The sequence below is a fragment of the Xanthobacter autotrophicus genome (assembly GCF_030015065.1).
In the GTDB taxonomy this organism is placed as follows: Bacteria; Pseudomonadota; Alphaproteobacteria; order Rhizobiales; family Xanthobacteraceae; genus Xanthobacter; species Xanthobacter autotrophicus_D.
Map to the genome: position 1 here is coordinate 23,565 of NZ_JAIVFN010000039.1, position 11,667 is coordinate 35,231.

The 11,667-nt window shown below is 70.1% G+C and carries 11 protein-coding genes; all 11 read left to right on the forward strand.

From position 1 onward, the window contains the following. Position 1: 1 nt before the first annotated feature. The 11 genes from K9U40_RS10310 (at position 2) to K9U40_RS10360 (ending at position 11,499) form a co-directional block, all read left to right on the forward strand. On the forward strand, positions 2 to 2,218 hold the full coding sequence (locus K9U40_RS10310) for a phage tail tape measure protein (RefSeq protein WP_282890108.1): 2,217 nt from the start codon (positions 2 to 4) through the stop codon (positions 2,216 to 2,218). Positions 2,219 to 2,225: 7 nt separating this feature from the next. Further along, positions 2,226 to 3,503, forward strand: a complete 1,278-nt coding sequence (locus K9U40_RS10315) for a DNA circularization N-terminal domain-containing protein (RefSeq protein WP_282890109.1) — start codon at positions 2,226 to 2,228, stop codon at positions 3,501 to 3,503. Continuing rightward, entirely contained in the window at positions 3,500 to 4,735 is a 1,236-nt protein-coding gene (locus K9U40_RS10320) for a phage baseplate assembly protein (protein ID WP_282890110.1), read from the forward strand. Before K9U40_RS10315 ends, K9U40_RS10320 begins: the two co-directional genes overlap by 4 nt. Continuing rightward, on the forward strand, positions 4,735 to 5,292 hold the full coding sequence (locus K9U40_RS10325; protein ID WP_282890111.1) for a phage baseplate assembly protein domain-containing protein: 558 nt from the start codon (positions 4,735 to 4,737) through the stop codon (positions 5,290 to 5,292). Before K9U40_RS10320 ends, K9U40_RS10325 begins: the two co-directional genes overlap by 1 nt. Positions 5,293 to 5,357: 65 nt before the next feature. Beyond that, complete coding sequence (locus K9U40_RS10330; protein WP_282890112.1) at positions 5,358 to 5,822, forward strand: phage GP46 family protein; 465 nt, start codon at positions 5,358 to 5,360, stop codon at positions 5,820 to 5,822. A 1-nt stretch (position 5,823) separates the two neighbouring features. Then, complete coding sequence (locus tag K9U40_RS10335) at positions 5,824 to 6,927, forward strand: baseplate J/gp47 family protein (protein WP_282890113.1); 1,104 nt, start codon at positions 5,824 to 5,826, stop codon at positions 6,925 to 6,927. After that, positions 6,924 to 7,523, forward strand: coding sequence for a YmfQ family protein (locus tag K9U40_RS10340; protein WP_282890114.1), 600 nt, complete (start codon positions 6,924 to 6,926; stop codon positions 7,521 to 7,523). The genes K9U40_RS10335 and K9U40_RS10340 overlap by 4 nt, the downstream gene beginning before the upstream one ends. Then, positions 7,523 to 8,662, forward strand: a complete 1,140-nt coding sequence (locus K9U40_RS10345; protein WP_282890115.1) for a hypothetical protein — start codon at positions 7,523 to 7,525, stop codon at positions 8,660 to 8,662. Before K9U40_RS10340 ends, K9U40_RS10345 begins: the two co-directional genes overlap by 1 nt. A gap of 2 nt (positions 8,663 to 8,664) precedes the next feature. Next, positions 8,665 to 9,195, forward strand: coding sequence for a DUF4376 domain-containing protein (locus K9U40_RS10350; protein ID WP_282890116.1), 531 nt, complete (start codon positions 8,665 to 8,667; stop codon positions 9,193 to 9,195). Positions 9,196 to 9,198: 3 nt separating this feature from the next. Then, complete coding sequence (locus K9U40_RS10355; RefSeq protein ID WP_282890117.1) at positions 9,199 to 10,458, forward strand: SGNH/GDSL hydrolase family protein; 1,260 nt, start codon at positions 9,199 to 9,201, stop codon at positions 10,456 to 10,458. A 273-nt stretch (positions 10,459 to 10,731) separates the two neighbouring features. Continuing rightward, on the forward strand, positions 10,732 to 11,499 hold the full coding sequence (locus tag K9U40_RS10360; protein WP_282890118.1) for a DNA adenine methylase: 768 nt from the start codon (positions 10,732 to 10,734) through the stop codon (positions 11,497 to 11,499). The last annotated feature ends 168 nt before the right edge of the window (positions 11,500 to 11,667 follow it).

The following is an 11,667-nucleotide window of genomic DNA, read 5'->3' on the forward strand; positions in this document are numbered from 1 at the left end:
GATGGCCGGGAAGACGATGGAAGTCTCGGTCCTCGTCAAGCTCATCGACCGCATGACGGCGCCGCTGCGGGGGCTGCAGCGGGCCTTCGAGCGGTTCGGGGCGATTGCGCGGCGCATCGGCACCATCGGCGCGGCCATCGCCGGCATCTCCTTCGCCGTGCCGCTCCAGCAGGCCGCCGCCTTCGACCAGAAGCTGCGGGACATGGTGGTCACGGCCGGCGCGTTCGGCCAGGGCGCCGAGCGGCGCATCCGCGAGATCGGCGCCGAGATGGAGCAGCTGGCGCTGAAGGTGGGCATCCTTTCCGATCAGCTCACCGACGCCCGTGCACTGCTGACCTCTGCCGGCCTCGACGACGCGCTCATCACCCGGCTCATGCCCACCATCGGCCGGGTCGCCAAGGCCGCCAGCGCCGATGCGCTCGACACCGCCAAGACCGCCAGCGCCCTCGCGAGCAACCTGAAGATCGGCGCCGACCAGATGGAGCTGGCGCTCGCCAAGCTCATCACCGCCGGCAAGCTCGGCCGCTTCGAGTTCAAGGACATGGCGCGCGAACTGCCGGAGCTGACCGCGCAATTCGCGAAGTTCGGCGTGACGGGGATGGAGGCCGTCGCCTCCATCGGCGCGGCGCTCCAGGTCGCCATGTTCGGCACCAGCTCCACGAGCACCGCGGCGAACAACTTCAAGAACTTCCTCGCCAAGATCCTCTCGCCCGACGCCATCAAGAATTTCAAGGATGCGGGCGTCGATATCGTCCGGGTGATGGCCGACGCCACCGCGAAGGGCATCAACCCCATCGAGGCGGCCATCCAGAAGATCCTGAAGCTCACGAAGGTCCCGCAGCAGGAGGTCGATGCGATCTTCAAGAAGGCGAAGGCGGAGGGCAAAACGGACGCCCAGGCCGTGGAGGAGGTGAAGGAGCGCATCAAGAAGGTGATCGCCGGCTCGAAGCTGGGCGAGCTGTTCGGCGACATGCAGGTGCTCGACTTCCTGGTGCCGATGATGCTCAACATCGAAAAGTACAAGGAGTTCAAAGAGGCCATCAAGAAGGCCGGTCTCGATGACCTCGCCCGCGACTTCGACACCCAGTTCGCCGGCCTGTCGACCCAGATGCTGCTGTTTGGCGAAATCGGCACCCAGGCGATGCGCCGTGTCGGCCTCGCCTTCGCCAAGAACCTGCCGTGGATGAACGAGGGTCTGCAGGCGATGCTGCGTTGGGTCGCCCGGGTCGACAAGGCCTATCCCGGCCTCATCGACAACGTGCTGACGGTGGCCGGCGGCTTTCTCGCGGTGGTGACGGCGCTGGCCATCCTCGGTCCCGTCGTCAGCGCCGTGGGCGCCGGCATCGGCGTGCTCATCACCGTCTTTGCCGCGATCTTCTCCCCGATCGGGGCCGCTATTGCCGTGCTGCTGGCCCTCGCCGGCGTCGGCATCCTCATCTGGCGCAACTGGAGCCGCTTCGCCGGTCACTTCGGCTCCATGTGGCAGGGCCTGCGTGCGGTGGTCACGGGCGCGGTGCAGGGCATCGCCTCGCTGCTGCGGGGCGACTGGGCTGGCGCGGCGGAAGGCGGCCGGCTCATCCTTGCCGGCCTCAAGGCCATCGGCTCCGGCGCGCTCGGGGTGCTGCGCGAGCTGGGCACCATGCTCAACGAGTGGATCAAGCAGACCTTCGGCGTGGACGTGGTCGCCGAGGCGCAGAAGCTCGTGGCCGCCGTGACGGGGCTCGCGGACCAGCTGCGCCCGGCGGTGCAGGCCGGCTTCGATCGCGCCGTCGCCATCATCCGGACTCGTCTCGACGAGATCGGCGGCGCCATCGAACAGAAGATCAACTCCATCGTGGAGGCCACCCGCACCGCGTGGAACGGCCTCTACGATTCCGCCAATGCCGCATTTGAGAAGATCAAGAGCGCCTGGTCCTCGGCCGTCGCCTACATCTCCGGCCTCATGCCGAAATTCTCCGTGCCCTCGTGGCTCGGCGGCGGGGGTGCGTCCGGCGCCGAAGGCTCCAGCCCGGCGCCCGACGCGCCGGCGGCTCCCGCTGCGCCGTCGCCGCAGAAGCAATCCGCCATCCCCTCCGCTCGCGCCGTGGCCTCCCGCAGCGAGGTGGGCGGCCGCATCGTGGTCTCGGCGGTGGGCGGCGCCCAGGTGGAGCGGGTGCAGTCCTCCAACCCCACCGTCCCGCTGGTCAGCGACCGCGGCGCGGTGGTCGGCCGGGCGTGAGGCGCGCATGAGCATCTGGGACAGCGCCTCCTCTTTGCTGCCGGGCCTCAAGCCCGGCCGCTTCCGCGGCATCGACTTCCACGTGCCGGACGCGTCCCACGAGGTCGGCCGGCGCATCGTCGTCACCATCTTCCCCGGCATCGACGAGGTGGCGTTCGACGATCTGGGCAAGCATGACGGCCCCATCACCGTGCGCGGCCTCATCGTCGGCGACGATTACGTCACCCGGGCGCTGGCCCTGCAGGCGGCCCTGCAGACGCCGGGCACCGGCACGCTGCTGCACCCCTGGCTCGGCGAGAAGACCGTCGTGGTCGACCAGCCGGCCAGCATCCACTTTTCCGCCACCGAGCTGCGCGTCGTACGCTTCGACGCCACCTTCCGGCCGGCCTCCTCGCGCGTGCCCAGCTTCGGCTCGACGCTCGGCACGCTGCTCTCATCGGTCTCTGCCGTTCTCTCGGCGGTGCGCAGCTTCGTCGCCGCCGGCCGCCGCGCCATCGCCGGCGTCGGCACCATCGCCGCGGCGCGGGGCACCATCACCGCCGCCGCCGACCTCATCGAGGGCCGGGCCGCCGCCTCGCGCGGCGCGCCGGACCTCGCCGCCCCCCTGGCGGCAGGGCGCGCCGCGCTCGAAGCCGTGGTGGATGCCTCCGGCGAAAGCGACGACGTGGTCGCCTTCGCCGCCGCCCTCGTCGCCCTGCCGGCCCCCATCGCCGCCCTCGCCATCGGCCGCGACGTGCCGGCGATCGGCAGCTACAGCGGCGAGACCGAGACCCCCTCGCTCACCGCCCGGCCTGGGGCGACGCTGCTCCTCGCCATCGCCGCGGCCGCGCGCGAGATCGAGGCCATCGGCCTGTCGGCCGAGGCCGCCCGCTTCGCGGTCGAGGTGGCGGCGCTCGCCCGCGCCGTGGAGACGGCGGCGGAGATCGACTATGAGAGCCGCCAGGACGCCGTGGCCTGGCGCGACGCGCTCGACGACGCGCTCACCCAGGCCGAGGCGGATGCCATCGCCCTCGCGCCCGATGCGCCGGGGCAGGTGGCTCCCGTGCTCGGCGCCATCACCCAGCTGAGGGCCGACCTCGCCTCCGACCTCCATGAGGTGATCGGCCGCCTGCCCGAGGTGCGCGTCTTCCAGCCGGTCGGCGTGGTGAGCGCGTGGCTGCTGGCCCAGCACTTTTCGGGCGACGATCCCGCCGCCGTGGTGCCCATGCTGCACGACATCGTCCGCCGCAACCGGCTGCGCCACCCCGGCGCGGTGCCGCCCGATGGCGTCGAGGTGCTCATATGACGGTCGCGACGACGCGGCGTATCGCCCTCAAGCTCGCAGGCCAGACCTTCGACGAGTGGTCGCGCGTGGAGATCACCCGCGACCTGTCCGAGATCTCCGGGTCCTTCGCCCTGGAGATGCGCGACAGCGTGCGGTCGGTGGCGAGCTGGCCCTTCGCGACGCTGGCGGCGCTGGCGCACAAGGTGGCGGTGCTCGACGAGGTCACCATCACCATCGACGGCGAAAAGGTGCTTGTCGGCTATGTGGAGGAGATCACGCCGCACGCCGACGTGCAGCAGGTGTCGGTGTCCATCTCCGGGCGGGACAAGACGGGCGACCTGGTGGATGGCGCGGCCTGCGTGGACGGCCCGTTCGAGCACAGGAACATCAAGCTCGACGCCTTCTGTCGCAAGATCTGCGAGCCGTACGGGCTCAAGGTGCGCGCCGAGGTGGATGTGGGCGAGCCCATCGACCGGGCCACCATCGACGTGGCCGAGACCGGCCTCTCGGCCGTCGAGAAATACACCCGCCAGCGCGGGGTGCTGGCGACCAGCGACGGCGTCGGCAGCGTCGTCCTCACCCGCTCGGGCAAGGCGCGCGCGGCGGCCGACATCGTGTTCCCCTCCTACGGGGTGATCTCCGCCAGCGGCTGCTTCAGCACGAAGGGTCGGCACGACAAGTACCACGTGAAGGGGCAGGCGGAGGGCGCCGCCGGCAAGCGCAAGGGCAAGACGCCCCATCTCGATGCCACGGCCGCGCCGCTCGTCGGCGGCGTGCCCGGCGACTATCTCGACGCCCTGGCCGGCCACGAGGGCGCCGGCACCGAGATCTACGGATCGGCCGAGGACGGGGAGATCAGGCGGCATCGCCCCCATGTCGCGCTCGGCCGCACCAAGCTCACCCAGGAGGGGGCGAAGCAACAGGCCGAGTGGCTGGCCCGCACGGCGAAGGCCCGCGAGGAGAAGCTGGAATACGAGCTGAAGGGCTACCGCGCCAACGGCCAGCTCTGGAAGCCCAACACCCTGGTGGGGGTCGAGGACAGCTTCAACGACGTGTTCAAGGACATGCTCGTCGCCGGCGTCGCCTATCTTTTCGACGAGCGGGGTGAGCGCACGCACCTGCGCCTCACCGGGCCGGATGCGTACGACCCGGAACAGACGCGCAAGAGCAACCACAAGGGGACCAAGAAGGGCGGCGCCGGCGGCGGCAGCGGTGGCAGCGGTGGCCTCGACGGCACGGCGGAGGCCCTGTGATGCCCGATCGCGAGACGGCCCACCTCATCCGCGGCCTCGTGACCCGCGGTCGCGTCACCGCCTCCAACGACAATAGCGAGGCGCAGACCGTCAACGTCACCCAGTGGAAGGACGTGGAACACGCGGATGTGGAGGTGCTGCAGACGTTCGGCCTCGCCTCACGGGCGCCGCGCAACGGGCTGGTGGTGCTGTTCGCCGTGGGCGGCGACCAGGGCGACCTGGTGGCGCTCCCGGTGGGCCAGCCGGGCGTCCGGCTCGGCAACCTGGATGAGGGCGAGGCGGCCCTCTACTGCATCGACGGCAGCCGGGTGCACATCAAGGCGGACGGCACGGTCGAGATCGTCACCAGCAACAAGGTGGTGTGCAAGAAGGACGGCCATACGCTGGAGCTGACGGACGGCTATGTGCGTGGCCGCATGGACGACGGATCGCGCTTCACCGCCTGGGCGGGCGGCGCCAAGCTCTCCTCCGGCGGGCACTTCCTCGCGGTCACGTCTGCGGGTATCACTGTGTCTGTCCCGCCCGTGGTTGGCGCGGAACCCTCCCCCGACATCTAGCAGCATCTAGCAGCCTGCGCCCGTCAGCATGTCCGCCGGTGCCGATGCCGGGCACGCTCGCGGCCATGGCAACCGATTGGCTCGACGTCGCGCTCGTCTATGACCCGGTCACCCGCCGCGCGGATGCGCAGCTGGGAGACGACGGCGACCTGCTGCTCGACGAGACGCCCATCACCCCCATGCTCATCACCATCGGCAGCGACCGCCGGGCCCGGCCCGACGACGAGCTGCCGAGCGGGCGCTCCGAGCTGAATGTGCCCGCTTCCTTCGTCGAGCGCCGCGGCTGGGCGGGGGATGCGCTGGACGTGCGCGGCGATCTCATCGGCTGTCGGCTGTGGCTGCTGGAGCGGGCGAAGCACACCGAGCTGACCCGGCTCATGACCGCGGAATGGCTCGGCGAGGGCTTTGCCTGGGTTGAGCAGGAGAGTGGCCGTGCGGCGACGATCGAGGTCGAGTGGAAGACCTCCCAGATCCTCGCCTATCGCGTGGTGGTGGACAGCCAGGCCATCGCCCTGACGCGGCGGATCTGACATGCCGTTCCCCCTGCCCACGCCCGACGACATCGCGCGCCAGATGGAGGCGTCCGCCGAAGCCTCGCTGCGCAAGGCCCGGCCAGATGCGGACCCGCGCGCCATCGCCCGCGCCGTGCGCTCGTCGCGGGGCTATGTCGCGGCGATCATCCGGGCCACCGTCCTCACCGTCTACACTTGCCACCTGCACCTGCGCTGGTGGGGCGACCAGTATTTTCCGGACACCGCCGAGCTGGAGCAGCTGCTGCGGCACGCCGACATCTGGGGCGTGACGCAGCGGCCAGCGACGAAGGCGATCGGCCGGGCCGAGGTCACGGGCGCGCCGGACGTCACCATTCCGGCCCTCACCCGGCTGCAGGGCGCCGGCACCGTCATCTACGAGGTGGTCTCGGCCGCCACCGTCGATGCGGGTGGCACCGCGGTGCTCGACATCCGTGCCGTGGACGCCGGCGTGTCGGGCAACGCCCCGGCGGGCCTGGTGCTCACCATCCTCGACACCGTCGCCGGCCTGACCGCCCAGGTCGCCACGGTGGATGCCGACGGCATCGTCGGCGGCGCGCCGATCGAGACCGCGGCCTCCCTTTTGGCGCGCCTCCTCGCCGAGATCCGCGAGCCTGCCCATGGCGGCGCCCGCTTCGACTATCCGCGCTGGATCCAGAACGACTTCGCCGCGAGCCAGGTGGTGTGCCTGCCCAACTGGGTCGGGCTCGGCACGGTGGGCGTGGTGGTGGCCATGGGCACGGCCGCGGTGCCGCGGCCGCCCATCGCGGCGGAGCTGGACGCCATGCTGGCGCATATCCAGGGCCTGCGCCCCGTGACCGCCGACGCCTATCTCCTGGCCTGCGAGCTGCTGCCCCAGCCCATGACGCTGGCGGTGGACCCCTATGAGGCCCGGGTGCGGCAGGCGGTGGATGCGGCGGCCGCCGCCTTCTTCGCACGGGAAGCGACCATCGGCGGCCGGCTCTACCGCTCGCGCCTCGGCGAGGCCATCTCGGCGGCCGCCGGCGAGTATCGCCACGAGATGACCGTGCCCGCCGCCGACATCGTGCCGGGCCCGCTGCAGCTGCCCATCCCCGGCGCCATCACCTGGAACGTGCCGACATGAGCCGGTCTGCCGACGCCATCCACCGCGAGGCGCTGGGCCACCTGCCGCCCGGCTGGATCTGGGAGCGCAACCCCGACAGCGTCACCGGCGCCCTGCTGCGCCCGCTCGCCGAGGCGCTCGCCGTGGTCGAGGCCAATGCCGAGGCCATGATGGAGGAGATCGACCCGCGCACCGCGGTGCTCTGCCTCGACGACTTCGAGCGCGTGCTCGGCCCCGACCCCTGCGGCCGCGACACCACCGCCATGAGCATCGCCCAGCGCCAGCAGCTCGCGCACCAGCGCTGGACGGCGCGGGGCGGCCAGTCGATCCCCTATTTCGTCGGCCTCGCCGCCAAAAGGGGCGTGACCATCGAGATCGAGGAGTGCCGGCCCAGCCAGGCTGGCGTGTTCCAGGCCGGCGAGGAGCTGGTCAACACCCCGGAGCAGTTCGTGTGGGTGGTGAAGCTGGCGTTGGGCGCATGGACCATCTTCCGGGCCGGCGAGAACGTGGCCGGCGACCTCCTCTACGACTTCCAGCTTTCCGACATCGAATGCGACATCCGTCGCGCCAAGCCGGCGCACACGGAGGTCGTGTTCGTCTATCTCGAGGACGTGTGATGGATCGCATCCAGGGCCTGAACCACATCGACCTCGGCGGCGGCAAGAACGGCTTCCGCGACCGCAACATGACTGCCGGCCTGCCCGGCACGGAGGTCACGGCCAACTGGCTCAACGACATCCAGGAAGAGCTGATCGGCCTGATCGAGATCTGCGGCCTCGCGCCGGCGCTGGGCAGCCGCGTGCAGATCATCGAGTCCCTGCGGCGCATCGTGCAGCAGCAGGCCTGGACCTATGCGGTGAACACCGGCACGGCGAATGCCGTGGTCGCCACGCTCGCGGTGGCGCCGCCGGCGCTGGTGGACGGCCTCGCCTGCGAGGTCAAGATGCCCGCGGCCAACACCGGGCCGGCGACGCTGGCCGTCAACCTGCTCACCGCGAAGCCCATCGAACTCGCCGGCGCCGCGCTGGCGGCGGACGCATGGGGCGCCGGCGATATCGTCGCCTTCCGCTACTCGGCCAGCGACGAGGTCTGGCAGGTCAGCAACATCCGGGCCGCGGATGGTTCGAGCAGCGGGAGCGGCGGCGGGTCGATCCTCCTGCCGAAGTTCGCCCTCTACACGACCACCCAGCTCTGGACCCGGACGGAGGGTGCGAGGCGGGCCCTCGCGCTCGCTCACGGGCCCGGCGGGGCCGGGGGCGGCGACGGTGGTGGGCGCCGCGCCGGTTCCGGCGGCGGCGCGGGCGGTTGGGCCATGTCCTGGCTGGACATCACCGGCATCGCCTCAACCACCATCACCGTCGCGGCCGGTGGCGTCGGCGTCGTGTCGGGCAACGGCGGCGCCGGCGCCGGCAATACCTCCTTCGGGGCCTATGTGGTCGCCGGGCCGGGCGGCGGAGGGATCTGGGGCACCGGATCCTCCTGCGTACCGGGCGGCACCGCTGGCGTCGGCATCACCGGCCAGTGGCTCGGCGCTGGCAACCCGGGCGGCCCGAGCACCGTCTCTCCCGTCGATCAGGCGGGCAACGGTGGCGGTGGCCTGCTCGGCGGCGGCGGGCGGGGAAGCACCGATGACTTCATGTCTTCTGCCGCGACGGCCGGCACCTGGGGTGGAGGAGGTGGCGGCAGCGACCTGAACGGAGATTCCGTGGCCGGCGCCAATGGCGGTGACGGCTGGGCCCTGGTGGTGGAGGTCTGATCATGCGCGTCGCCTTTCATGCGGACGGCATCTGCACCCGCATCCTGCACTGCGCGCCTGGCTGGGAAGACCTCTTCCCCGGCGAGGTCGGTGTCGAGAGCGACACCGCCAATATCGGCGACCTCTGGGATGGCGCGGCATTCACATCGCCTCCGGCGCCCCCGGCTCCCGAAGATCTGCCCCGCACGGCGGAAGAACTGCTGGCCCGCGCCGCCGCGTGCCGCACCCTCGCCGAAGGCGCCGGGGTGGAGATGGGCGGGTCGCTGTTCGCCTCCGACCTGGAGTGCCAGACCCGCGTCGCCGCGACGCTCGATTACCTCGCGCGGGCCGGCAAGGCCGGCGCGCGATGGAAGAGCTGGGGCGGATATGTGGACCTGACGGTCGCCCAGATCGAGGCGCTCGGCCTGCTCGTCGGCGCCCATGTGGAGGCCTGCTTCGCCGCCGAGGAGGCGGTGGGCGCGGCCATTGTCGCCGGCAGCGTCACGACCTTTGCGCAGGTGGATGCGGCCTTCGCCGCTGAAATGGGGGAATAATTCGTGGGGATTCTGACTGATCTCATCCAGCACCTGAAGGGCTACAACCGCAACAGCATGGTGTTGATGGGGGATAGCCGGCTGGCCGGCTTCTTCACCGACCCCTCCACCAAGCTCCGGCGCTCCGGCGCCAACTTCCTCGCCATGGCCCTGCGCCTGTCCGGCCAGCGCATGCGGGTGGAGCGGTCCTTTGCCGTGTCCGGCCAGCGCTCCGATCAGTATCTGACGCCGGAGAATGTCGTGCAGGCGCTCGCCTGCAACAGCTACTGGCTCGTCATCTATGGCGTCGCCAACGACATCGGCACCTATGGCGACGCGGTCGACCACTTCACGGCCAACATCAAGCCGGTGGCCGACGCCTGGACCGCCACCGGCCGCGGCGTGATCCTCATCACCGAAACGGGCGCCAACACCTATGCCAGCTCCGCGGCCAACATGGGCGCGGTGTTCCGCTACAATCGGCAGGTGCGCGACTATTGCCGGGCAAACCGGGGCGCCATCCTGTTCGACGCGGCGGCCGTGGTGATGGACCCGTCCCAGCCCATGGCGCTCAACCCCGCCCATTCCGGCGACGGCCTGCATATCGGCCTCATGGCCGGGGCCCACGCGCTCGGCAGCAAGTTCGCGGACCTGATCAAGCAGATCGCCCCGCCCTGCGATGGTCTCGTCTATTCGGCGGGCCAGGTGTTCGCCAACGGGGGCGCGCAGCTTCACCCCAACCCGCTCTGGCTCACCACCACGGGCGGCTCCGGCTATTCCGGCGGCGGCACCAGCGGCACCCAATATATGACGGGCACGGTGCCGCTCGGCATCTCCAAGGTCACTGCGCCGGCGGGCTCCTCCATCGTCGGCTCAGTGGTGGCGGGACCCTACGGCAACGATCTCCAGCTCGCCATCACGGCGGGGGCAGCAGGCGAGGTTCGGATCGTTTACGATTTCCCCGCCGAGCAGGAGATCGTGGGCGAGACCTACTACGCCAATTGCGAGTACGACGTGGCGGCCGGGGCGACCAGCTTCCAGATCGCTGGGGCCTATCTCGAAGCCAATCGCGCCGGGGTCACCACGGTTACGCAGGACGGCATTACCGACCCGTCCTCTGTGGCTCTGCCGTCCGGCAACTACACTTTCGTGTCGGAGACGGAGGGGCTCACCATCGCCTCCGGCGCACGCGGATGGTTCAGCTTCCGCTTTGTGACGTATTTCTCGGCCGCCGGCAGCGCCACCTTGAATCTCCGGCGGTTCGGCGTCTGGCATCGGCAGTAGCCAAGCCGCGCGGCTGAGATGGAGCCGCAGATCGTCTCTACCTCCGAGATCGAGCGGCCATCCGCTCCATCCACCCATGGAAGGCCGGGAGGCGGTGATCGGAGCAGCTAAGGCTCCGAACGCGGGACCCCGGCCAAGGAAACCCCGCGAAGCGCTGACGAACATCGACGCTTCCCCGCCCCACCGCACAAGGCGGCGCCGGAAGCTGACTGAGTCGTGGGGGTTCCACCAGTGGCAGAATCAGTTTTCCGACCCATTCGGCCGATATCGCCGGTGGCAGGCTATGTTGGGGGTAAGCGCCGGCTGGCCGGCCGGATCATCGAGCGCATCGATCAAGTCCCTCACCATCTCTATGCCGAGCCCTTCGTGGGTATGGGCGGCGTCTTCCTCCGCCGGCATCAGGCGCCGCCTGTCGAGGTGATCAACGACATCAGCGGCGACGTCGCCACCTTCTTCCGGGTGCTGCAGCGGCACTACGTGGCGTTCCTTGAGATGCTGCGCTTCCAGATCACATCGCGGCGTGAGTTTGAGCGCCTGGTTGCGACGGACCCGTCCACCCTGACCGACCTGGAGCGGGCGGCCCGCTTCGCCTACCTGCAGCGCACGGCTTTCGGGGGCAAGGTGGTCGGACGGACATTCGGGGTCGATGCCCGGTCGTCGGGCCGGTTCAACGTCACCCGCCTCGGTCCACTCCTGGAGGAACTGCACGAGCGTCTCGCCGGCGTGATCATCGAGCGCCTGCCCTATGCGGACTTCCTCACCCGCTACGACCGCAAAGGGGCACTCTTCTATCTCGACCCGCCCTATTGGGGCAGCGAGGGCTACTATGGCCCCGCTTTCGACCGGTCAGACTTCGCGCGCCTCGCCGAGGTGCTGGGCGGGCTGCAAGGGCGGTTCCTGCTCTCTATCAATGACGTACCCAGCGTCAGGGAGATTTTCGCCGCCTTCGAGATGGAAGAGGTAGAGACGAGCTACTCGCTTAATGGGGCTGGCCGCTTACCCAAAAGGGCCGGAGAGTTGATCATAGCCGGCGGAGGATGACGCCTCAGGGCCGCCGCGCTACAAGACACCCCTTAGAGCCGCTTCAGAGGCCTCTTAGAGGTGCATTTGTCCGGTGAAATTCCATGTGTCCCGCCGTGCAAATCCATGTGGCGCGCTTCATCGATCCACCCATGCCCCCTCCCCAGCCCTCCCCCGCAGGCGGGAGAG

Excerpts from the sequence above, each read along its gene's own strand:
- K9U40_RS10310 (WP_282890108.1), top strand. The coding sequence starts at position 2 with ATGGCCGGGAAGACGATGGAAGTCTCGGTCCTCGTCAAGCTCATCGAC.
- K9U40_RS10315 (WP_282890109.1), top strand. The coding sequence starts at position 2,226 with ATGAGCATCTGGGACAGCGCCTCCTCTTTGCTGCCGGGCCTCAAGCCC.
- K9U40_RS10320 (WP_282890110.1), top strand. The coding sequence starts at position 3,500 with ATGACGGTCGCGACGACGCGGCGTATCGCCCTCAAGCTCGCAGGCCAG.
- K9U40_RS10325 (WP_282890111.1), top strand. The coding sequence starts at position 4,735 with ATGCCCGATCGCGAGACGGCCCACCTCATCCGCGGCCTCGTGACCCGC.
- K9U40_RS10330 (WP_282890112.1), top strand. The coding sequence starts at position 5,358 with ATGGCAACCGATTGGCTCGACGTCGCGCTCGTCTATGACCCGGTCACC.
- K9U40_RS10335 (WP_282890113.1), top strand. The coding sequence starts at position 5,824 with ATGCCGTTCCCCCTGCCCACGCCCGACGACATCGCGCGCCAGATGGAG.
- K9U40_RS10340 (WP_282890114.1), top strand. The coding sequence starts at position 6,924 with ATGAGCCGGTCTGCCGACGCCATCCACCGCGAGGCGCTGGGCCACCTG.
- K9U40_RS10345 (WP_282890115.1), top strand. The coding sequence starts at position 7,523 with ATGGATCGCATCCAGGGCCTGAACCACATCGACCTCGGCGGCGGCAAG.
- K9U40_RS10350 (WP_282890116.1), top strand. The coding sequence starts at position 8,665 with ATGCGCGTCGCCTTTCATGCGGACGGCATCTGCACCCGCATCCTGCAC.